Here is a 23,584-nt window from a genome sequence, read left to right on the forward strand (position 1 = left end):
AACTTTTTAATTGTTTTATTAAATTTATTACACCTATTTTTTCGAAATAACAGTAAACATCCCTGTCATGTTAGGCGAATAATCTTTAAAATCATATTTTTCGTAGAATGACGTTTTACCTTGCGACGCAAACAAACCAATGAATGCTTTATCTGGAGCATTCTGATTTAAGTATTCTACTAAAGTATTCATTATTTTCTTTCCAATACCATTCTTTTGATACTCTGGATGAACCACTATATCTTGAATATAGAAATAGATAGCCCCATCACCAACAATTCTCCCCATGCCGATGATTTGATTATTATCCTTGACTGTTATACAGTAAATCGAATTTTGAAGTGATATTTCCGCCACCTCAAAGTTCATATAATTAGTCCATCCCACAGAATCACATAAATATTTATATTCTTCCAATGTTGGAATGTCACTTTTAATCTCATATTTCTTCAAAATGTCCCCTCCAAGAATTCATTTCCACCAATACAAAGTAAATTCGACAAACTTTTATCTAACCCTTCTTACTAACTTAGCACTGTAAATCCCGATTAACCTCACGCTAATCCTTATATAATAAAGAAAGAGGCTGACGTATAGCCGTCAGCCTCTTTCTTTATTATATATTACGCCTTATGACACTCTGGACAAACGCCATAAATTTCTAAGCGATGACTATTAATAACGAAGCCTGTCGTTTTTGCAGCTTCCTCTTCAAGTTGTTCCAAACCTCCATAAGGAAAATCAACAATCTTACCACATTTTTCACAAATCACATGATAATGTTGACTTGTAACATAATCAAATCTACTTGAAGCGTCTCCATAAGTTAATTCCTTTACAAGTCCAACCTCTTTAAATACACGTAAGTTATTATAGACAGTTGCAACACTCATATTTGGAAACTTACCTTCTAATGCTTTATAAATGTCATCCGCTGTTGGGTGCGTCATTGATTCCACAAGGTACTCTAAAATAGCATGACGCTGTGGAGTAATGCGTACACCCGTATTTTTCAGCATTTCTAGCGCTTCTTTTAATTCTTCTTTGACCACCGTCATGCACCCCGATTCTATACGGATTATTATTTTATAATTCTTATAAAGAGTGTACTCCTTTTCTTATAAATCGTCAATATTTCTACTATAAGTATGTGGTTTATTTTTATATTCAGGGCTTGTTTTTATGTATCTTTCCCTTTTTCTTCATATATTACATAGAAAAAAGTGCGACATAATCGCACTTGGAATACTATCATCTGAGGAGGTATGCCCTACACTTCCACTTTATGTAAGGCAGTAAAATATGTATAGACACTTGCCTTGTTTCTGCATATTTTATCTCCACTATAGATTTATTTTATATAAGAAAGAACATCCTCAATATGTCCTTTCACTTTCACTTTACGCCACTCTTTCACAAGTTCACCATCTTTATTAATAAGGAATGTAGAACGCTCGATTCCCATATACTCTTTCCCAAAGTTCTTTTTCAGCTTCCAAACATCATATAACTCTGCTACTTTATGATCTTCATCTACTAAAAGTGTAAATGGCAATTCATGTTTCTCAATGAATTTCAAATGTCTATTCGCTGAATCAGGACTTACTCCAAGAATAACCGTATCCTTCTCTTGAAATACTCCATACGCATCACGAAAATCACATGCTTCAGTTGTACATCCTGGCGTCATATCTTTCGGGTAAAAATAGAGAACTACATTTTTACCGCGGAAATCAGCTAGGCTAACTTCTTCTCCGTTACTTCCCTCTAATGTGAATTCTGGTGCCATTTCTCCTACTGTAATCATAGTTATCACTCCTACTCTTTTCCTTTACTATAACAAATGCTTCCTTATTTTTCATTGTCTATTACAGACCTCATCACAAAAGCAAAAGGGAGTGTATATCCAATTAGCGCTTCTGCAATTGCAATCCATCGCCCAATTCCAATCGGAGATATGTCACCATATCCAACAGACAATAAAGTAACTGCGCTAAAATATAAACAAACTTCAACGAGTTGAAAAGAATGAGCGTTCAAACTTTCTCCGTCCTCTTTCAAAACTGCGAAACCCATTTCCTCTAATACAACGTAACTTAATCCAAACGCGATCAGTACTGTTGTATAGATTAAAAATAATGTGGCCAAATTATACAGCGAAAAAAAACGCGTTGAATCTGAATAGGAACTCCATAATAATTGGACACTTTTCAAAATAGCGATTGCTGCAAGTAATAGAATAAATCCCCATAACATGTCCTCCACCTCATTTTATATGTATGAGACGACCATTGGATTTATCCCTTAGAAACAAACAAGCTTCTATAATTAATTCCCAGCACCACGGTACCTTTTTACCCCTTGATTCCAAAGAGTGATTGCAATCGTAAAACAGATAACACCAACAATTGGCGTCGCGAATGCATAACTATTCCATTCTGTTTTTCTTAAAAAGTATGCTGCTGGATATACTCCAACAAACGCAAACGGTAAAACAAACGTTAAAATGAAACGAATTACACGATTATAAATATTAACAGGATAGCGCCCGTAATTACCTATGTTATACATAAGGGGCATAATTGAACTTTTCGCATCTGACCAAAAACCAAGGCTCGCAAGCGTAACAAATATCCCTCCATATACAAGTGCGCCTCCTCCTACCATCAATATAAATAAGAAGAAATCATACCAGTAAAAAGATAATTGTAACTCTACAGCTGCATATCCCATTACAATCATTCCTGTAATGGCCCCAATTAAAGACTCAAGTTCCATTCTTTCTAATATAATTTGAAACAAGCTATGAATCGGTCTCGTTAATATACGATCCATCTCCCCTTTAATAATGTAACGATCATTAAAGTCCCATATGTTAAAGAAAGCTGAGAAAATGGCAAACGGCACTAAAAAGAAACCATAAATAAAGATTACTTCTTCTCTACTCCAGCCTTTTAATGCTTGTGTATGCCCAAACACAACGAGAATAAAGATTAAATTAACAGCCTGTAGTGATAAATCAGAAAGTAATCCAACGATAAAATCGCCCCGATACTCCAATTTTGTTTTTATATATTGGCTTGCATATTGCAAAAATAGTTTTATATATATCATCTCATCATCCCCCTTGTACAATTAGACGTTTTCTCGCCGTTCTCCACATAAGTACAATTGGAATAATAAGGACAATCGCCCAAATTACTTGGAATAATAATGCCTCATACAATTTATTTCCTTGTATACCTTCTGAAAAAATCATACTCGGAATATAACTAATGGCTTGAAACGGTAAAAACATCATTGCCTTTTGGGCCCATAACGGATAAAAACTAATCGGTAATAATAGACCAGAAAATAAATCAATAACAACGCGTTTTGCATACATAATTCCACTATTATTAAATAGGAAGAACGTGAGCATTCCCGTCATTAAATTAATTTGTGTATTAATAATAAAACTAAATATTAGAGACAAGAAGAAATATAACCACGTTTGAAAATTCGTTGTAATTTGCAATGAAAATAATAACGTAACGATAACCATACCTGGAATTGAAAAAAATGCAAAACGAAATATCCCTTCACCAAGACCTTGCATCACTTTCATCCCTAAATAATTATATGGACGAATCAGTTCTACCGCTACACGTCCTTCTTGAATCTCCATCGCAATTTCCCTATCTATATTATTAAAATAAAAGGCACGTGCCATCCACGCAATTGCGATATACGTAGTCATTTGCGAAATAGATAAACTTTCAATGTTCTCTTTTCCGCTATAAATTGCTTGCCATAAAAAATAATACGCACCGATATTAATCGTATAAATTAAAATCCCGCTATAATAATTTGTGCGATACGCAAGCATCATTAAAAAGCGAATTCGAATCATTTCAATATACTTACCCATGTTTAATACCTTCTTCATAAATGTTACGAATAATTTCCTCTGTAGACACTTCATTAATTTTTAAATCTTTAATTTGAAAGGCTTGTACTACTTTAGAAATAAGCATTGAAATAATAACTTCTTCATTCGGTATTTTTGCAACCCACGCGTTTTCCTCTTTCGCTTTCGACCAAACGACATGACTATCTGGCATAACCATTGATAAAGCCTGATAGGAAACTGGTGCAATAAACTGAAAATGTATTTCCTTCTCTGCTCCCCACTGCGTACGAAGATTATTTAAAGAACCGTCATACATAATATTTCCTTCATCCAGCATGATAACACGCTCACATAATGCTTCAATATCAGTAATATCATGGGTTGTTAATAAAATTGTTGTTTTATAACGTTCATTCATTTCTTTTAAAAATTCACGTATTTTCAATTTCACAAGTACATCTAGCCCAATTGTTGGTTCATCTAAAAATAATAACGGTGGGTTATGAATTAATGCTGCCGCTAATTCACAACGCATTCTTTGACCTAGAGATAACTTTCGAACTGGCTTATCTAATAAAGGACCAATATCTAACGTTTCAATCACGTGTTCCATATGCTCTTTATACTGAGCGTCTGATACACCGTACACTTTTTTTAATAAACGAAAAGATTCTTGTACAGCAATATCCCACCAAAGTTGTGAACGTTGACCGAAAACAACACCAATGGTTCTTACAAATTCTTCTCTCTGCTTATGTGGGTTCATCCCATTTACTAAAATCTCTCCTGATGTCGGAGTCAAAATCCCCGTAAGCATTTTAATTGTTGTTGATTTACCAGCACCGTTCTCACCGATATAACCAACCATCTCACCTTGTTTTACAGTAAAAGATACATCATTTACTGCTGGTACTATTTTATAATTACGATTTAATAAATCGCGAAATGCACCCTTTAAACCCGGACGACTTGAATAGGCTGTAAATTCTTTACGTAACCCTTGTACCTCAATTACCGATTTCATAATCGGCCCCCCCTCCTAAATGTCACAACGAATAGTTTACCCAACTGCCTTCTCTATCACAAACAATACGTCTTTTCGAAAAACATGTTAGAATAATACATAGATTTTTGTAAGGAGATGAATGGTAGTGAAATTCACAAAATCAGAAGCATTACATAAAGAAGCTTTAGAACATATCGTTGGCGGCGTTAATAGTCCTTCTCGTTCTTTTAAAGCAGTTGGCGGTGGCGCTCCTGTTGCTATGGAACGTGGAAAAGGTGCTTATTTCTGGGATGTAGACGGAAATAAATATATCGATTATTTAGCAGCATACGGTCCTATTATTACTGGACATGCTCACCCGCACATCACAAAAGCAATTACAACAGCTGCTGAAAATGGTGTACTTTACGGAACACCAACAGCGCTAGAAGTAAAATTTGCAAAAATGTTAAAAGAGGCAATGCCTGCTTTAGATAAAGTACGCTTTGTAAACTCTGGTACTGAAGCAGTAATGACGACAATTCGTGTTGCTCGTGCTTACACAGGCCGCACAAAAATCATGAAATTTGCTGGTTGTTACCACGGTCATTCTGATTTAGTACTTGTAGCAGCTGGATCTGGTCCTTCTACACTAGGAACACCTGACTCAGCCGGCGTACCACAAAGTATCGCTCAAGAAGTTATTACTGTTCCATTTAATAATGTAGAAACTTTAAAAGAAGCGTTAGATAAATGGGGACATGAAGTAGCGGCTATTCTTGTAGAACCGATTGTTGGAAACTTCGGTATTGTAGAGCCAAAACCTGGATTCCTTGAGAAAGTGAATGAACTTGTTCATGAAGCTGGCGCACTAGTAATTTATGATGAAGTTATTACCGCTTTCCGCTTCATGTACGGTGGTGCTCAAGATTTACTTGGCGTAACACCAGACTTAACAGCTCTTGGTAAAGTTATTGGCGGCGGACTTCCAATCGGTGCTTACGGTGGTAAGAAAGAAATTATGGAACAAGTTGCTCCGCTTGGCCCTGCATATCAAGCAGGTACAATGGCAGGAAATCCTGCTTCTATGGCATCTGGTATTGCTTGTCTAGAAGTTCTTCAACAAGAAGGACTTTATGAGAAATTAGATGAACTTGGTGCCATGCTTGAAAAAGGAATTTTAGAGCAAGCTGCAAAACATAATATCGATATTACATTAAACCGCCTAAAAGGCGCTTTAACTGTATACTTCACAACAAATACAATTGAAGATTACGATGCAGCACAAGATACAGACGGTGAAATGTTCGGTAAATTCTTCAAGCTAATGCTTCAAGAAGGAGTTAACTTAGCACCTTCAAAATACGAGGCATGGTTCTTAACGACAGAACATACAACAGAAGATATTGAATATACAATTGAAGCTGTAGGCAGAGCATTTGCTGCTTTAGCAGATAGCAAATAATCTCGTCATTAAAAGGAAAAAAGAAAGCACATCTTTCTTTTTTCCTTTTTTCTATTTCATAAATCCCACATTAATAGTATAATTATTCATAATTATCTGTTTTATATTCTTTTACATCATTACTATCTCTGTGTACAAGGTGATTCACACCTTAAATAGTAAGATTATTCTAATTTTTACAAGAGGGGGGATTGACGGATGCTCAATAAAACAAATACATGGACACCGTCTTTATTTCGAGATTATAGAAATGCAGAACATGATGCGTGTGGAATCGTTTCCGTTATGGAGAAACGAAAAATTCCTACAAAAGAAAACATTGACCTTTGCATACAATCACTCGTCAAAATGAATCATAGAGCTGGTTTCATTAATGGCGAGGGCGATGGCATCGGCATTCACATTGATGTACCAAAAACGCTTTGGAATGAAAAACTAAAAAGTAGTGGATATAATCCAACGATTGTGGATCATCCCCACTTTATCGTTGGACATTTTTTTCTAAATAAAAAAGAAAACATTACTGCCTTAAAAGATTATATTCGTACGCAATTAAACAACAAAAACTTTACTATCATTTTCGAAAGTGATGATGTAACAAACTCAGATGCGCTCGGTCCACTCGGTAAACAAGAAGAACCTTTATTTTGGCAAGTTGCCCTTATCGCAGAAAATGAAATTACAAATATTGAGCAAACATTATTTTCTGTCACAATAAAAATAGAGGAAAACGAAGCAATTCATGTTGCTTCATTAAGTCGTGATCATGTTGTATATAAAGTTCTAGGTGCTGGTGATACACTTGTTGCCTACTATAATGATTTACAACATCCACTTATCGCTTCAACTATGACATTAGGACATAACCGCTACTCTACTAATACATTATCTAATTTTTTTCGTGTACAACCATTTAGTATTCTCGGACATAATGGTGAAATTAACACAATCGCAAAATTACGCGATCAAGCTGAATTGATTGATGTACCACTTACTGCTGGAGGCAGTGACTCTCAAGATTTAAACCGCACCTTAGAAACCCTACTTGTTCAATACGACTACAGTTTATTTGAAGCAATGGAAATACTATTTCCACCAATTATTAATGAAATTAAACTTTATGAAACACCTTTACAAGATTTATATACGTATATACGTGAAGCATGGGGACATTTTGCACAAGGACCAGCTGGCATCATTTCCCGTTTTAAAGATGAAGCTGTTTTCAGCGTTGATTCCCTTGGATTACGCCCAGTATGGAAAGTAGAGACAGAAAGCTCTTATATTTTCTCTTCTGAACCTGGAGTTGTATCACCAACTAAATATGTAGCAGAACCAAAGCCACTCGCCCCTGGAGAAAAGGTCGGATTAAAATGGAATGAACAAGATGAACTTGTTCTTTATGAATATGACAAATATCAAATCCAAGTATATAACCGTTTTAAAAAGCGAATTGATACTACCAATTATCATTTAAATTTATCTATCCCTGAAACGCAAAAAATCCAAGGGCTATGTGATTTTGTTCAAGTTGAAACGAAACAATACGTCGCTTTCGGATGGGACCGAGAACATATTCAGCTTCTTGAACAGATGGCAACAAAAGGTGTTGAACCAATACGCTCACTTGGGCATGACTCACCACTTGCCGCACTTGATACTGATAGACGAAATATCGCTGACTTTATTAAAGAAAGTGTAGCTGTTGTTACAAACCCAGCAATTGACCGTGACCGTGAAATTGAACACTTCTCTACACGTACTGTACTTGGAGAGCGTCCAAGTTTATTAAGCGGCGCAAAACGGCCATTTGTAGTTGAAATGCTTTCACCAATTATTTTAGAAGGCAGCGTGGCACAACCTATTGCAGAGGAATTACACACAATTACGTACGAACAACTCACAGCGTTATTTAGGACTCATAACTCTATTGCCACAATCTCTGCTACATTCAGCTCGTCAGAAACCCTGCAATGTGCATTAAGCCGCATTAGTTCTGAAGCGATAGCTGCTGTTAACAATGGTGCTTCCCTACTAGTATTAGATGACGCAAAAGCCCATCTAAATGAACGCTTGTGGATTGATCCACATTTAGTTACCGCGAAAGTACATCAAGAATTAAGTGAAAATAAATTACGCCGCAATTGTTCTCTCGTTATACGTTCTGGTGCCCTTCGCTCCTTACATGACATTGTCACGCTATATGGATTAGGAGCAGATAGTATTAATCCATATTTATTATTCGCGACTGTAAGTGATGGAACAAAAATACCAATTACGAATCTGTATAATGCACTTAATAAAGGATTAGAAAAAGTCATTTCAACAATTGGAATTCATGAGTTACGTGGTTACGGACGTCTCTATTCATCTATTGGGTTACATGAGGAAATTGCAAATATATTACAAATCACAAATTTCTTCGGTTCAAATGATTTAGCTTTTTCACTTGAATCACTTGCTGAAGATGCAAAAATACGAGCAGAGGATTATAACAATCCTAAAATTAGAATGCGAAAATCATTTCATATATTCCCGCGAATTTGGAAAGCAATCGGCGATGTTGCAAAAGGAAATCCTTATGATGACTACCGTGACAAGTTAAGTGAACTAGAAGAGAATAATCCAATCGCAATCAGACACCTTGTTCAAACGAAACAAACAAAACATGTCGTTCCAACTGAAGAAGTATCTATCGGCATTCAAAATCATAATTTACCATTTATTATTAGTTCTATGTCATTTGGTTCTCAAAACGAAATTGCCTTTCGCGCATATGCAGAAGCGGCCGATCAGCTAAATATGATTAGCTTGAACGGTGAAGGCGGCGAAATTAAAGATATGATCGGGAAATACCCACATACACGCGGACAACAAGTGGCATCTGGGCGATTTGGAGTAAATGCCGAACTACTAAACTCATCGAATTTAATTGAAATCAAAATCGGTCAAGGCGCAAAGCCTGGTGAAGGTGGGCATTTACCTGGTTCAAAAGTGACAGCCAAAATCGCTGAAGCACGTAATGCGACAATCGGCTCAGATTTAATTTCACCTTCTAACAACCATGATATTTATTCAATTGAAGATTTAGCTCAAATGATTACCGAAATTAAAACAGCTAATCAACTTGCCAAAGTAGCCGTGAAAGTCCCTGTTGTTCCTAATATCGGAACAATTGCTGTCGGTATCGCCAAAGCTGGTGCTGATTTTATTAACATTAGCGGATTCGATGGTGGAACAGGTGCTGCACGTATTCACGCCTTGCAACATGTAGGTCTTCCTGTAGAAATTGGTGTTAAAGCCGCTCACAACGCTTTATTAGAAGCGAGCATGAGACATAAAGTAGAGATTTGGGCAGATGGTGGTATTCGAAGTGTAAATGATGCCTTGAAAATCATGCTCCTCGGAGCAAACCGTATTGGATTTGGCACACTGTCAATGATTGCAATCGGCTGTACTACTTGCCGTGGGTGCCATCTAGATACTTGCCATGTTGGAATTGCGACACAAATTGAGTCTGAAGCACAGGCAAAAGAACATGGATTACGCCGCTTCGTCCCACGCGAATTAGAAAGCGCAGTTGCTGGCCTGCTAAATTTATTCACCTCTTTCGGTGTAGAACTAAAACGATTAACAGGACAGCTTGGGTATACAAATTTACAAGCAATTGTCGGGCGGTCTGATTTATTAGAGCAAGTTCGGGGCGAAAATTTATTAAACTTATGTAATTTACTACAAATAATAGAACATCCATCTGTTACAACAACAAAAGACGTACCAGAAAAACAATTTAAAACAGTTCATTCCGCTGACTCAAAAGAATTAGTAGGCGTTGGTGTAGAGCAACGCGTTATGGGCGGTCTAGAATCATGTTATCGCGTTCGCAGTAAACTATATGAAGCTACTCAACTTGAACCACTTACATTAAAGTATACGAATGGTTCTATCCCTGGAAATGGGTTAGGTGCTTACAATAGTGAAAATTTATTTATACACGTAAATGGCGGCGCACAAGATGGCATTGGTAAAACTTCCTTTGGTGGTGGTATTTATATAACGAAATCAAAAGGAAAAGACGGAGTATATTATAACGGTTCTGTCGGAAAAGGATTTGGATATGGGGCACAAAAAGGGGCACTATACGTGCAAGGGAACGCTGATGCTCGTGCTGGCATTCGCCTTTCTGGGGCAGACATGATCATTGGAGGTAGAATAACAAAACCACTCCGTGAAAAAGAGCAAGGAAATATAGGTGCATACTCCAATATTAAAGGTTTTGCTTTTGAATATATGACAAATGGGCGAGCGCTTGTTTTAGGTGACCCTGGTCCATGGATTTGCGCTGGCATGACTGGCGGTGTTGTTTATTTGCGTCATGATTCAAACTTAGGCTTAACAGAACAGGCCTTAAAAAGAAGAATTGCAAAAGGGGCAAATGTTACATTACAATCAATTAGTAAAAATGGTTTGAAAGATGTAACTGAATTATTGCTAGACTATATTCGTGTACTAAACGAGCATGAGCAATATGAGGAAGTTGCTTTGTTAACCCCATTATTAGATGATATACAGAACCAGTTTTTTGAAATTATCCCGAAAAAAGAACAGGCAGATCCATCTATCTCAACAGAGTAACATGAGTAATTTTCATTATTAAGAAAAAATTGACGAAGTACACTTCTCATAGTAATCTATAGTAACAATTTGAGACCTGCTGAAATTCAGCAGGTCTTTTTACTAAAAACTGATGTTTAAAAGAAATTAGGAAAAATTATAAAGTGAAACTTTAATTAGCCTACAGCAATTGAGCGTTTACCGGCATCCAGCTACTGAATTTAGAGGCGGGAATCTTACTGTTCACAATTAGCCGGATAAAATGAATACTAATTTCTTTTAACGTCACTAAAATATCACTTGCTAACATATTGTAATGAATGTATAGTATCATGTTGTACATTCATTATGACAAGAGAAAGGATCTTATTAAGGGTATGAAACTTGGTGCTCGCATTTTAAAAACGGGTATTGCCATCACGTTAGCTTTATTTGCTTGTATTTTACTTCAATTACCGAGTCCGGTATTTGCGGGAATTTCAGCTATCTTTGCTGTTCAACCGTCTGTATACCGTTCTTATTTAACCGCACTTGAACAGATTCAAGCAAATGTAATCGGTGCGATATTTGCTATCGCATTTGCTACTGCTTTTGGACATAATCCTTTTATTATTGGATTAACATGTATATTAGTAATTGCTCTTACACTGCAATTACGATTAGAAAACACAATATCAATTGCTTTAGTAACAGTTATCGCCATTATGGAGTATCAAGGCGAAGACTTCTTTAGTTTTGCCTTACTTCGATTTGCGACAATTATGATTGGTATTATTGCGGCTTCACTTGTAAATTTAGTATTTATGCCGCCGAAATATGAAACAAAACTTTATCATCGTATCGTTGATAATACAGAAGAAATTGTAAAATGGATTCGAATGAATAGCAGGCAGGCTTCTGATTTTACAACGCTAAAAACTGATATTGATCGTATGAAAGAAAAAATGATCAAACTAAATCATTACTATTTGCTGTATAAAGAAGAAAGAAGCTACACGAAAAAAGTAAAGTTCGCAAAAATTCGTAAGCTCGTTTTATTCAGACAAATGTTAGCGACAACAAGCCGTGCTTTAAGTACGTTAAAATCATTACACCGTACTGAAAATGAACTACGCTACATGCCGGAAGAATTTCAGGAATCTATCCAAAACGAACTTGATTCATTAACGCATTATCATGAACAAGTTTTATTAAAATTCATTGGTAAAGCAAAAAAACAACAATCAGTTGAAATGCTTGATGAAGTTGAAACAGGTAAACAAGAATTAATTGATATCTTTATGGAATATCAAAACAAGGACGATGAAGAAGCATATAAAACATGGTTACATCTCTTCCCTCTTATTTCTTCCATCATTAACTATAGTGAAGAAGTAGAGCATTTAGATTTACTTGTAGATAGCTTCTACACATACCATAAACCAGAAAAAGAACTCCAAATCGATGATAAAAAAGAAGACGAATAAAAAAGCAGCTCCTTTTATGCTAAAGGAGCTGTTTCTGTTATATGTTGAAGTTGATATAAATTATAATAAAATCCTCTTTTTCGCATTAACTCTTCATGAGAACCGGTTTCTTTAATCTGACCGTCTTCAATGTAAATGATCGTATCAACATGCGTAATTGTCGCTAATCGATGTGCAATTATAATCGTTGTCCGGTCAGCAGCTAACGTCTGAAGCGCCTCTTGAATATACCTTTCATTTTCTAAATCTAAAGCCGAAGTTGCTTCATCCAATATAAGTACCGACGGATTCTTTAGAAATACGCGTGCAATTGCCACGCGTTGCCTTTGCCCACCCGATAGCTTCACACCACGTTCTCCAACGACAGTATTATAACCATCTGGTAAATCTATAATAAAATCATGAATTTGCGCAGCTTTGGCAGCTGCAATCACTTCTTTCTCTGTAGCTTTCGGATTTCCATATAAAATATTAGCTTCAATTGTATCGCTAAACAATAAATTATCTTGCAGTACAATTCCAATATTACTACGTAAATTTCTCATATTATACTTCCTTACATCTATGCCATCTACATAAACCGTGCCTTCAGAAACATCATAGAAACGCGGGATCAAACTAGCAAGAGATGACTTCCCTCCTCCACTCGCTCCTACAAGCGCTACTTTCTCTCCAGACTGCATAGTTAATGACAAGTTGTGTAATATCTCTTTTTCATCTGCATTATAACGAAAAGAAACATTATCAAATACAATTTCTCCATTTAATTTTTTCGTTTGTATCGCATTTGGCACATTAACAATATCGTATTTTTCATCTAACAGTTCAAACACACGATCCATCGATGCAAAAGATTGTGTCAATGTTGTAGATGAATTAACAAGGCGGCGAAGCGGACTATATAAACTATCCATATATCCAACAAAGGCTACCATCGTCCCTAGCGTTAACTGCCCCTGAATTACTTCATATGCTGCAAAACCAATCACAAGTAACGGACCTAAATCGGTTAACGTATTTACTGCCGAAAATGTTCTCGCCGTCCAACTTGTATGGTTTAATGCTTTCGTTAAAAATTCATTATTTCTTTTTTCAAACTGCTTCCCCTCATACTCTTCTAACGCAAAGCTACGTGTCACTTGCATTCCTTGAATACGTTCATGCAAATACCCTTGCATCGTCGCTAACGCTTGTGAACGCTCTTTCGTCAATTTCCGAAGACGTCCGAAAAAATATTTCACTGCTATTACATAAATAGGTAAAATCAATAACGCAACAAATGTTAATTTTATATTCATAGAAAACATAACAATGATAGCGATAGCAATTGTTGCAGTATCTAACCAGACGTTCATCAAACCTGTAATTACAAAATCTTTCGTTTGTTCTACATCATGGATGACCCGTGAAATAATCTCCCCTGTTTTCGTATTCGAATAATAACGTAAGCTTAACTTTTGTAAGTGACCGAAAATATGCTTCCGCAAATCATACAGTATTGTATTTGCGATACGTTGCGCGAAATATTGACGATAATATTCAATCGGTGGTCTTAATACCGCAAAAATAAAAAAAGCAATTCCAATCGCTGTTATTAATTGAGATGTTTTATCTTGAAGTGAACCCGCCCCTTGAATTACATCATCGATAATATACTTTAATAACCACGGCATAATAAGTGGAATACCGAACTTAACTAGTCCAATAATAATTGTAATAGCAATAAGCCATCGATATGGTTTAACAAATTGTAAATATCTTTTTATGCCCTGCACATAATCCCCCCTCTAATAGGACAAACCTGCCGGGAAATTCCCTGCAGGTTTGTTTTAATTTCTGTACATTAAATATCGTTCATACCACATATCTACGAAATCTGGTGCGAATGGACCTTTTCTTTGATGAATCCACTGTGTTAAATGTGCTACATTTCGTTTTAAAATTGTATCTATAACAGGTGGATACTGCATAATTTGACTATGTTTTTCATACTCATCTTCATCTAGAAGCGTATATGTCATATCTGGATACACTTTAATATCTAAATCATAATCAATATACTTTAATGCTTCAGAATCATACGCAAAAGGTGAGCTTAAATTGCAATAATAATATACGCCATCCTCCCTAAGCATCCCAATCACATTAAACCAATAGTTAGCATGAAAATAACAAATTGCTGGTTCGCGCGTAATCCATGTTCGACCATCTGATTCTGTAACTACTGTACGATCATTCGCTCCGATCACAAGACTCTGTGTCCCTTTTAAAATTGTTGTTTCTTCCCACATTCTATGAATGGAGCCATTATGTTTATAACTATGTATTTGTACTTTTTCTCCTTCTTTGGGAAATCCCATATATGCTCCCTTCTTTCAACTGCAAATGCCCTTTGAACGGCATTCACTTTTTTTCTATTATAACTTTTTTGTCAAAATTTTAAAACTAAAGGGATAAGACTCTATTTTCCACACTGAATATGCAGGAGGTTTATCGTTGAATACAATAATCCCCAATCTTCTCAGGAAACAAGGTTTGTATTGTATTATTTATAAAGTGAAACTTTAATCAGCCCTCACCAATCGGGCTTTTACGGGCAGCCCGCCCCCCACCTAACTTCTTTGCTTTCGCTGAATTTTGAGGTGGGGGTCTTACTGCCCGGCAAATAGCGGGATAAACGAGGACATGTAATAAAAAAAGCCCTTCTCTATTTGAAGGACTTTTCACCTGAGACAATGATATATCTTATCCTAAATTTGAAATCATTTTTTCAGTTGCAAAAGATTGGATTACACTATTTGTTTGTTCTTCAAATTTCTCATGTAACATCTTCAACGCTACTTCTGTTCTATATATTTCCTGACGGATAAAATGCAGTTCCTTTTTATCGCACATATCTTTTTCATTCATTTCAATTTGTTGATACTTCTCTAGATGTGCTTGTAACTTTAACAACTCATCCATCGTTTCTAATTGCTCCCCTACCAACTTATCAAAATCGTTCATTACTTACCCCCTTTGGACTTATTCATCAGTTATTATTCCTAATTACATATTTCTAATTGTTAACTTCCTTTTCCTTTGACTACATTTGTTGACTTATTAGAAGTTATGTCGTTCATTTTCTTTTCATTACAAAGATCCACACACAAAGAAAACACTTCTCTCGAATTGGAGAAGTGTTTTTCTTTCATTACTCGTTTGAACTAGAAGATTGTGATTGTTTTGCAGCTGACTTAGCATTTTGTTTTTTCACAGCATGCACGTCTGTTTCAGTTGCAAATTCTGTACCATAGCTAGCGTTTGCACTTTGTGCACCAGAAGCTTGTGCTTTCTTTGCTTCTGATTGTGCGTTTGCTTGTTTTACTGCTTGTACATTTGTTTCAGTCGCAAACTCTGTACCATAACTAGCATTTGTACTTTGAATGCTAGCACCAGAAGTTGCCTTGTTATAACCTTGTTGTTTTTTACTCATCTTTCTCACCTCCACAACCAATAATGTAACCAATTCACTTAGAGGCTATCCGTAATTTTATTTTGAATAATTTCCGCATATATCTTTTGTTACTTATTCAAACTATAAGAAATGGAGGTGGAAATATGTATATAGGACGCGATATGACTGAACTAACAATGGTTTCAAAACATGAATGGAAAGAAGATGAATTAGCTTATTTTCATCACTCACTACAACAGATTCTGCCTTATTTAAATGCAGAAGGTCAAAGTATTTACAAAGAAATTGTAGTAGAAATTGAATCAAGAGGCGGCTTACAAGAAGGTGAAGCTAGTTGGACTCATGGGACAAAAATTTCTTACGACTAAAAAAGTGTTCCCTAGATTGGGAACACTTTTTTATTTATTGTATTGTAATTTTCTCCACGCAATTTTCGTAAATAGTACGATGCGATTTCGAAAAAGGTAATTGCTCAAATGCTTCTTTCGATACAAATTTCAATGTATCTGTATCAACAATATTGCCAGTTACCTTTCCATAAAATACAAATATATCCCAAGTACGATGTGTAAACGTATGTTGTACATTCATTGCATATTCATCAATAGAAACCGCGAGTTCAAATTTTTCTTTCATATAATCTATAAGCTGTTCCTTCTGATTTCGAATACCTTCTCCAAGTTCAGCATTAGGAAACTCCCACATATTAGCTAACAAACCTGTACTTGGACGTTTATTAATAACGTAACGACCGTCTTCAGTTTGAAGTACTCCTGCAACAATAGGTACCATTTTAGGAGCTTTCGCTTTACTTTTTACTGGTAATTCTTTTTGAACACCTTCAGCATATCCTCTGCAATGCTCACGTACAGGACAAAGTAAGCACGATGGATTTTTAGGAATACAAATCAGTGCACCTAATTCCATCAATCCCTGATTAAAATAAGATGGGTTTTCTACTGAAATAATTTCACGCACAATCTCTTCAAAAACTTTTCGAGTCTTCGGTTTTGCAATATCATCCCATACTGATAAAATGCGAGATAATACACGCATAACATTTCCATCAACTGCCGGCTCTGGTATACCATATGCAATACTTAAAATAGCACCTTTTGTATATGGTCCGACTCCTTTTAACTTTTCAATTTTCTTTACATCACTTGGTACAACCCCGCCGTATACTTCTTTTACCTCTTTTACTGCCGCATGTAAATTACGTGCTCTAGAATAATATCCTAAACCTTCCCATGCTTTTAATACTTCTTCATCATCTGCGTTCGCTAACGCTTCAAGTGTAGGAAACTTCCCCATAAAATTTGCGTAATATGGTTTTACGGCTTCTACTCTTGTTTGCTGTAACATAATCTCAGAAACCCAAACGCGGTATGGATCTTTATTTTTTCTCCATGGTAAGTCGCGCTGCTCCTCTTCAAACCAACCAATTAAATCATTTTGAAACTGCTCTATATTAAATTTTTTTAGTATTTCAAGTGTCAAACTTGATCCCCCTCATTTTTTTGCATATAAGTACTATTATAAAGATTTTAGGAAAAAATTTAAGTAAGATGACATAGGAAATTGAAGGCAAAGGACTTGAGGTATCGAATAAAAAGAGTTACATTAATAAAAAACGGAGGTGGATTTTTATGGACACAGCCACTCACCTTGTTATGGGTATCACTTTAGGTAGCTTAGCAACATTAGATCCAGCCATAGCACAAAGTGATATTGGCCCACAAGCTGTTATGCTTGCTACAATTGCTGGTTCCAACATTCCTGACATTGACACAGTTTTAAAATTGCGTAATAACGCTAAATATATAAGAAATCATCGCGGAGTTACTCATTCCATTCCCGCGGTAATTCTTTGGTCATTTCTTATAAGTGGCATCTCTTTCGCCTTCTTTTCAGACGCTCCATATCTTCATCTACTACTTTGGTCATTTATTGCAGTCTTCCTTCACGTCTTTGTCGATATTTTTAACGCCTATGGTACACAAGCATTACGGCCTTTCACAAAAAAATGGGTCGCACTCGGCGTGATTAATACATTTGATACCGTAATTTTCTTTATCCATATACTTGCAATTGCTTGCATGCTCGTCGGTTCTCATAAAGGATACACAGCCTTAGCAGCATATATATTAATGATTATTTACTATATCGGACGGGTTATGATGCACCGAAATATAAGAAGCGTTGTACACAAACGTTTCAAAAATGTCGAAAAGATTATCATTTCTCCTTCTTACCGATTTTATCATTATCATTTAGCAGTCGTTACAGCTGATTATTACTACGTTGCGAGATGGCACCGTGGTAACATCATGATATATGACAAATTCGATCGGGTACCGTTCCCAGAAAATGATATTATGCGAGCAGCTAAACAAGATGAAAACATCTCGGCCTTCCTATCTTTCTCTCCTGTATATCGCTGGGATATTTTTGATCATGATCATTATTATGAAGTACGATTCATTGATTTACGGTATCGCAGTAAAGATTATTATCCATTTGTCGCGATTGTTCAGCTCGACCATAATTTAAATATTATTAGTTCCTATACAGGATGGATTTTTAGTGAAGAAAAACTTCGAAAAAAGCTGGAATTACTTCCACATTAAAAAAAGCGACTTAAGTCGCTTTTTTTAATGTTTCAAATGATCTTCTTGATTAATTAAATGGCTATACTTCGGATTATTTGTACGCATTTCATGAAGGCGTACACCATGATTATTAATCCATGATCGTACCACTTGCTCAGTCATTTCCTCACCTTGATAACGCCCTGATTTTGCATAAGTTGTTTGAAAATCTTCCCAAAGTAATTCAACCCACGCACGTGCTTGTCCGTAAGAAAGCTTGTCATTCTTATCTAATAATTCTTTCGTTAATGCTTCATAAATATCATTCATGTTCTAATCTCCTTTTCCCTATTTATCCCTTCATTTCTAAAGGATAGTTTCTTCTGTTTTGCACATTCTATAAGTGATACTTCTTAAAGAGGTATCAACTGATGATGAGGAGGGCGTTCGCAATGGGTAAACAAGCCGAATTTTGGTCTGAGTCAAAAAACAACAGCAAAATCGACGGTCAGCCGAAAGCGAAATCACGCTTCGCTTCGAAGCGACCTAACGGCACAATTAACACGCACCCACAAGAACGTATGCGTGCTGCAAATCAGCAGGAAGAGTAATACAGTTACAACCTAAAAAATTAACTTCCTACACGAGGTGATAAAGATGAGCTACCGTGATCGTTTAGATAGTCGTTCTGAATTATTTAACCATACGTGGACTCGTCCGAAACATGCGAAAGCGCAAGTTAACGGACAGACGCAGCAAACCCAGTCTCTCATTATATTGGCCAACGAATGTAAAAAACGCCAATTTTAGAATCTCCTATCTCCTTTAACGCCTACCAAAGATGAAAACCAGAGAGATATTTGCTCTCTGGTTTTTATTTTTCTTGCAATAAGGAAATTGGTATTCCAATCTCTTCATTATCATTTTGTTTATAACCCCAAGCGAATACCCCATTGAAGTAAGTAATTTTAAATAATATACCAGGTTCTTCTATTAATTCATATGTTTCACCAATATGGAATTTGTTTATATCAGTCATATAAGCGCGAGCCATTGCCATCTTTCTCATTAATACATCGAACTCATTTACAATTCCAAGCTGTTCAGCCTTTATTGCTTGCTCCTTCAAATCCCCAATTTCTTCTCTAAGCTCATGTGGTGTCATTTCACTGTAGCGTTTTGGCATATTCATCTCATTATTCCCCTCATCCCTCTTCACGTTTCATTTGTAAAAATATCTCTATCTCATCAATAGAGAATCCTTTTCGATATAACGCTTGTTTCATCTTGTTTTCAAATGTCCATCCATCATACTTCTTATATTTCTCATAATACTTATTCCCATGATAGTGTAACGCTTCTTGTTGCTTTTCGTCATCTCTTTCGTCTTTCAATTCTTCCAAACAAATTTGAATTACTTCTCTAGAATACCCTTTTCGAACAAGCATCTCATCCAACTTTAGCTTCATTTGTAAAAAAGAATGCTTTTGATAAGATTTTTTTTTCTTTTCTATGAGAAACAAGGCATTCTCAATTTGCTTTTCCTTCGGATATTCTTGTAAACTATGCATAATAATTAAATCCTGAACACCTTTATTTAACAACTCTCTTTTAATAACAGTTGGACCTTTTCGATTCACATTACTTTGCGTTCGCGTATATAAAACCGCGTACTCTTTATCATTAATATATCGGTCATGTAATAATTTCGAAACGACTTCAGAGATGATGGCCTGTCCCACTTCTTTTTTTCGTAAAAAATCTTCTATTTCTTGTTTTGTTCTCATTTGATAGGATAAATAGGAGATTGCTTGTAAATATGCTTTTTGTACCTCTTCATTGTACAAAATATTTCCTAACTCTATTTCATCAATTTCTAAGCCTTTTTGTAATCCATGTTTCATTAAGATTACTTGATCCACACTAAACCCGTACTCTTCACCTTGGCCTTTATCAATATAAATATTAAATCGTTCTTTCGATCGCTTTTGTACTTCTATTTTTGTAATGACAGCCATACTCTCACCTCCCTATTATTTTAACATAGTCGAGGAACATTTTTTCTTTTCAAGAATATATATAATGAGGAGGAAATGATTATGAAAATCGCAATTTCTGGTGGCACTGGTTTTATTGGTAAATACCTCTCTACTTTTTTTATTCAAAAAGGATATATGGTCTACATTCTTACTCGAAAGAAAACTACTAGAACCTCAAACCATAACCTTCAATACGTACACTGGACACCAGATTTATCTACCTTTCCACTCTCCTCTATCGATGTAGTCATTAATCTAGCTGGAGAATCTATCAATAGTAGATGGACAAAAAAACAAAAAGAAACAATATTAAACAGTAGAATTCAAACAACAAAAGGACTTATTCAACAACTACAAGTAATGGAAACAAAACCACATACATTTATTAATGCAAGTGCTATTGGATACTACGGAACATCTGAAATAGAGTCTTTTACTGAGCAACAAGAAACTCCCGGAAATGATTTTTTAGCAGAAACAGTATTTTTATGGGAGCAAGAAGCAGCTAAAGCATGTTCTCTCGGAATAAGAACAATTTACACAAGATTTGGCGTTGTATTAGGTGCAGATGGCGGAGCCTTGCCAAAGATGTTACTTCCCTATCAATTCTATATCGGCGGCACCATTGGTTCTGGGAAGCAATGGTTATCATGGATTCATATAGACGATGTCGTTCGTATGATGGATTTCATCATACACAAAAAAGAAATTGATGGCCCTCTTAATATGACAGCACCAACACCTATAAGAATGAAGGAATTTGGAAAAACCATCGCTGTCGCAACGAGAAAACCACATTGGCTGCCTGTCCCTTCATTTATGCTTCACGCCTTATTAGGTGAGATGAGCATACTTGTACTAGAAGGGCAACATGTATTACCTAGTAAAGCAATTAAACATGGATACCAATACACATTTCCGGCAATAGACCATGCATTACAAAATATACTTTCGCATACAATGTAGTACTTCTAAAACAAAATTTTACATGGGCCCTTTTAAAACTTTCATTTTCTAGGATCCGAAGCATTACCATACAAATAACCTTTCAGTTACTTTCCCTTAACTTCCATTAGCATTATAAAGTAACAGAAATGAGGTACCTATGAAAATATTGCTCAAACAAGCCATTGTATACCCTATTACATCTCCAAAGTTTCAAGGCGATGTACTCGTTACAGAAGAGCGAATTACCGAGGTCAAACCTTTTATTCAACCTACTCAAGATATGACCGTTATAGATGCACGGGCACTCCATCTCTTACCTGGCTTTATTGATGTCCATACTCACCTTGGTCTCTATGATGAAGGTACTGGTTGGGCTGGAAATGATGCCAATGAAACATCTGAAGTTTCAACACCACATATTCGTTCTTTAGATGGTATCCACCCTTTCGATATTGCCTTTCAAGACGCTGTGCAAAATGGAATTACAACCGTTCACGTTATGCCTGGTAGTCAAAATATTATCGGGGGTACTACTTGTGTAATAAAAACAGCTGGAACTTGTATTGATCATATGATTATTCAAGAACCTGCTGGTTTAAAGATTGCCTTTGGAGAAAATCCTAAAAAGGTCCATAGTAATGGAACGAAAGAATCCATAACACGTATGGGGATTATGGGGTTACTACGGGAATCATTCTATGAAGCACAACACTACGGGCACGAAGCTGATTTTCGAATGCTTCCTATTTTAAAAGCATTACGTCGTGAAATACCCGTACGTATCCACGCTCACCGAGCAGATGATATTAGTTCTGCGCTACGCTTTGCAACGGAATTCAACCTCGATCTACGTATTGAACATTGTACAGAAGGACACTTTCTTGTTGAAGAGCTTTCGAAACACAATTTGAAGGTTTCAGTTGGTCCCACTCTGACACGCCGTTCTAAAATCGAACTAAAAAACAAGACATGGGATACTTACCATATATTATCCAAAAATGGTGTGGAAGTTTCTATAACGACAGACCATCCTTATACACCCATTCAATATTTAAATATTTGTGCTGCTGTTGCAGTAAGAGAAGGGTTAGATGAGAAAACAGCACTAGAAGGAATCACCATATTCCCAGCGCGAAATTTGCGTTTAGAGGATAGAATTGGAAGTATCGAGGTTGGAAAAGACGCCGATCTCGTGTTATGGACTCATCATCCTTTTCATTATTTAGCCAAGCCTGTACTAACTATGATTGATGGAAAAATAATTTACAAAAAAAATAAAAAAAACTAGTTTATTTTTTTGACTAGATAAAGTATTATACGATTATAAACTGAATGAAACCATAATCAATTTGTGTCGTGATTATCATTTTCAAATTGATGAATGGGGAAGGCAAATGGTGCGCCACCAGCGTTAGAAACTGGTTCTAGTGGGTTCGATTCCCACCCCGAAATTTTTTAAAGATTGATATAAAAATTTCGAGGGTGGGGTGTTTTTTCGTCATGCTACCCTCGTGTGAGGAGGAGTTAGTATGTTGAAAAAACGCGACTTACACGACAGCCACGTTCTATACGAGTTAATGGTGGATCCAGCTGTCTTCCCTTTTGTGCGTCAAAAGGCTTATTCTTATGAAGAATATTTATTCTTAACGAAACAAACAATTGAAGCTGAAGAGCGTGGTGAATTAATTTCACGCACAATTTTAGATGAATGGGGTAACCCCATCGGAACAATTACTTTATTTGATGTGCAAGAAAAAGCTGGGTTTCTCGGGACATGGCTCGGCAAACCATATCATGGAAAAGGCTATAATAAATTAGCAAAAGATTCATTTTTTAGTGAACTTTTCTATGAATTAGATATTGAAACAATCTTCATGCGTATTCGTAAAATAAATATTCGTTCTATTAAAGCTGCAGAAAAACTGCAATATGTAAATCTAGCAAACGAAACAAGAAAAGCCGTATATGATGAAATTAACGCAAACGAAGAAGTATATAACTTATATGAAATTCCAAAAGATCAATACACACTTGCTACAATGCGAGATACAACCTTCCAAGATGCTCATCAATTAAAAGAAGCATAATCTAAATTTTCTGAAATGATAATCAATCATTAACATTTTC

At 35.9% G+C, this 23,584-nt stretch carries 25 protein-coding genes; 10 read left to right on the forward strand and 15 right to left on the reverse strand.

From position 1 onward, the window contains the following. Positions 1-33 precede the first annotated feature (33 nt). From MHI28_RS15210 to MHI28_RS15240, 7 genes are all read right to left on the reverse strand, one after another. Positions 34-453 (reverse strand): GNAT family N-acetyltransferase, encoded by a 420-nt coding sequence (locus MHI28_RS15210; protein ID WP_000759743.1) that lies wholly within the window; start codon positions 451-453, stop codon positions 34-36. Between the two features lie 170 nt (positions 454-623). Beyond that, positions 624-1,052 (reverse strand): peroxide-responsive transcriptional repressor PerR, encoded by a 429-nt coding sequence (gene perR / locus MHI28_RS15215; RefSeq protein WP_000237831.1) that lies wholly within the window; start codon positions 1,050-1,052, stop codon positions 624-626. A 299-nt stretch (positions 1,053-1,351) separates the two neighbouring features. Continuing rightward, entirely contained in the window at positions 1,352-1,807 is a 456-nt protein-coding gene (gene bcp / locus MHI28_RS15220; RefSeq protein WP_000633711.1) for a thioredoxin-dependent thiol peroxidase, read from the reverse strand. Positions 1,808-1,851: 44 nt separating this feature from the next. Next, positions 1,852-2,256 carry a potassium channel family protein gene (locus tag MHI28_RS15225; protein ID WP_000964360.1) on the reverse strand — a complete coding sequence of 135 codons (405 nt, stop codon included), beginning with the start codon at positions 2,254-2,256 and terminating at the stop codon, positions 1,852-1,854. Positions 2,257-2,328: 72 nt separating this feature from the next. Next, the gene (locus tag MHI28_RS15230) at positions 2,329-3,114 is read right to left on the reverse strand and encodes an ABC transporter permease (protein WP_000639350.1); all 786 of its coding nucleotides are present in this window, start codon (positions 3,112-3,114) and stop codon (positions 2,329-2,331) included. A gap of 4 nt (positions 3,115-3,118) precedes the next feature. Next, on the reverse strand, positions 3,119-3,910 hold the full coding sequence (locus tag MHI28_RS15235; protein ID WP_000521515.1) for an ABC transporter permease: 792 nt from the start codon (positions 3,908-3,910) through the stop codon (positions 3,119-3,121). Beyond that, a complete protein-coding gene (locus tag MHI28_RS15240) occupies positions 3,903-4,916 on the reverse strand; it encodes an ABC transporter ATP-binding protein (RefSeq protein WP_000843649.1) in 1,014 nt (337 codons plus the stop codon). Before MHI28_RS15240 ends, MHI28_RS15235 begins: the two co-directional genes overlap by 8 nt. Positions 4,917-5,037: 121 nt before the next feature. Between MHI28_RS15240 and hemL the strand changes: the two genes are divergently transcribed. The 3 genes from hemL (at position 5,038) to MHI28_RS15255 (ending at position 12,422) form a co-directional block, all read left to right on the forward strand. Further along, positions 5,038-6,342, forward strand: a complete 1,305-nt coding sequence (gene hemL / locus MHI28_RS15245) for a glutamate-1-semialdehyde-2,1-aminomutase (RefSeq protein WP_086413619.1) — start codon at positions 5,038-5,040, stop codon at positions 6,340-6,342. A gap of 198 nt (positions 6,343-6,540) precedes the next feature. After that, positions 6,541-10,977: a glutamate synthase-related protein gene (locus MHI28_RS15250; protein WP_000933012.1), complete on the forward strand. Its 4,437-nt coding sequence runs from the start codon at positions 6,541-6,543 to the stop codon at positions 10,975-10,977. Between the two features lie 356 nt (positions 10,978-11,333). Then, positions 11,334-12,422 carry an aromatic acid exporter family protein gene (locus MHI28_RS15255; RefSeq protein ID WP_000765787.1) on the forward strand — a complete coding sequence of 363 codons (1,089 nt, stop codon included), beginning with the start codon at positions 11,334-11,336 and terminating at the stop codon, positions 12,420-12,422. Positions 12,423-12,436: 14 nt separating this feature from the next. Here the strand turns inward: MHI28_RS15255 and MHI28_RS15260 are convergent, their stop codons facing one another. From MHI28_RS15260 to MHI28_RS15275, 4 genes are all read right to left on the reverse strand, one after another. Next, positions 12,437-14,197, reverse strand: a complete 1,761-nt coding sequence (locus MHI28_RS15260; RefSeq protein ID WP_086389644.1) for an ABC transporter ATP-binding protein — start codon at positions 14,195-14,197, stop codon at positions 12,437-12,439. A gap of 54 nt (positions 14,198-14,251) precedes the next feature. Continuing rightward, positions 14,252-14,782, reverse strand: a complete 531-nt coding sequence (gene ntdP / locus MHI28_RS15265) for a nucleoside tri-diphosphate phosphatase (protein WP_000506625.1) — start codon at positions 14,780-14,782, stop codon at positions 14,252-14,254. Positions 14,783-15,167: 385 nt separating this feature from the next. Next, entirely contained in the window at positions 15,168-15,428 is a 261-nt protein-coding gene (locus MHI28_RS15270) for a YgaB family protein (RefSeq protein ID WP_000997574.1), read from the reverse strand. 187 nt (positions 15,429-15,615) lie between these two features. Continuing rightward, positions 15,616-15,897 (reverse strand): gamma-type small acid-soluble spore protein, encoded by a 282-nt coding sequence (locus tag MHI28_RS15275; protein WP_000039034.1) that lies wholly within the window; start codon positions 15,895-15,897, stop codon positions 15,616-15,618. Positions 15,898-16,022: 125 nt separating this feature from the next. On the opposite strand from MHI28_RS15275, the gene MHI28_RS15280 reads away from it, so the two are divergent. After that, positions 16,023-16,247 carry a hypothetical protein gene (locus MHI28_RS15280; RefSeq protein ID WP_000275441.1) on the forward strand — a complete coding sequence of 75 codons (225 nt, stop codon included), beginning with the start codon at positions 16,023-16,025 and terminating at the stop codon, positions 16,245-16,247. 34 nt (positions 16,248-16,281) lie between these two features. Here the strand turns inward: MHI28_RS15280 and mutY are convergent, their stop codons facing one another. Further along, on the reverse strand, positions 16,282-17,379 hold the full coding sequence (gene mutY / locus MHI28_RS15285) for an A/G-specific adenine glycosylase (protein WP_000171380.1): 1,098 nt from the start codon (positions 17,377-17,379) through the stop codon (positions 16,282-16,284). Positions 17,380-17,528: 149 nt separating this feature from the next. On the opposite strand from mutY, the gene MHI28_RS15290 reads away from it, so the two are divergent. Next, entirely contained in the window at positions 17,529-18,509 is a 981-nt protein-coding gene (locus tag MHI28_RS15290; protein WP_000379114.1) for a metal-dependent hydrolase, read from the forward strand. 24 nt (positions 18,510-18,533) lie between these two features. Here MHI28_RS15290 and MHI28_RS15295 read toward each other — a convergent pair whose 3' ends face one another. Next, positions 18,534-18,800 carry a YfhJ family protein gene (locus MHI28_RS15295; protein WP_000998159.1) on the reverse strand — a complete coding sequence of 89 codons (267 nt, stop codon included), beginning with the start codon at positions 18,798-18,800 and terminating at the stop codon, positions 18,534-18,536. A gap of 122 nt (positions 18,801-18,922) precedes the next feature. Between MHI28_RS15295 and MHI28_RS15300 the strand changes: the two genes are divergently transcribed. Further along, a complete protein-coding gene (locus MHI28_RS15300; protein WP_000517891.1) occupies positions 18,923-19,081 on the forward strand; it encodes a small, acid-soluble spore protein K in 159 nt (52 codons plus the stop codon). Positions 19,082-19,127: 46 nt separating this feature from the next. After that, complete coding sequence (locus MHI28_RS15305) at positions 19,128-19,280, forward strand: YpzG family protein (protein WP_000122093.1); 153 nt, start codon at positions 19,128-19,130, stop codon at positions 19,278-19,280. Positions 19,281-19,344: 64 nt separating this feature from the next. On the opposite strand, the gene MHI28_RS15310 is transcribed toward MHI28_RS15305, so the two are convergent. Both MHI28_RS15310 and recX read right to left on the reverse strand, forming a co-directional pair. Then, positions 19,345-19,662 (reverse strand): YfhH family protein, encoded by a 318-nt coding sequence (locus tag MHI28_RS15310; protein ID WP_001057028.1) that lies wholly within the window; start codon positions 19,660-19,662, stop codon positions 19,345-19,347. Positions 19,663-19,675: 13 nt separating this feature from the next. Next, a complete protein-coding gene (recX, locus tag MHI28_RS15315; RefSeq protein WP_000268512.1) occupies positions 19,676-20,488 on the reverse strand; it encodes a recombination regulator RecX in 813 nt (270 codons plus the stop codon). 81 nt (positions 20,489-20,569) lie between these two features. On the opposite strand from recX, the gene MHI28_RS15320 reads away from it, so the two are divergent. The 3 genes from MHI28_RS15320 to MHI28_RS15330 all read left to right on the forward strand — a co-directional run bounded on the left by MHI28_RS15320 (position 20,570) and on the right by MHI28_RS15330 (position 23,544). Beyond that, positions 20,570-21,475, forward strand: coding sequence for a TIGR01777 family oxidoreductase (locus MHI28_RS15320; RefSeq protein WP_000684388.1), 906 nt, complete (start codon positions 20,570-20,572; stop codon positions 21,473-21,475). A 139-nt stretch (positions 21,476-21,614) separates the two neighbouring features. Then, on the forward strand, positions 21,615-22,745 hold the full coding sequence (locus MHI28_RS15325) for an amidohydrolase (RefSeq protein ID WP_000698293.1): 1,131 nt from the start codon (positions 21,615-21,617) through the stop codon (positions 22,743-22,745). A gap of 241 nt (positions 22,746-22,986) precedes the next feature. Then, positions 22,987-23,544, forward strand: coding sequence for a GNAT family N-acetyltransferase (locus MHI28_RS15330; RefSeq protein ID WP_000914737.1), 558 nt, complete (start codon positions 22,987-22,989; stop codon positions 23,542-23,544). Positions 23,545-23,584 lie beyond the last annotated feature (40 nt).

The sequence above is a fragment of the Bacillus sp. FSL K6-0268 genome (assembly GCF_038005425.1).
Lineage (GTDB): Bacteria > Bacillota > Bacilli > Bacillales > Bacillaceae_G > Bacillus_A > Bacillus_A thuringiensis_S.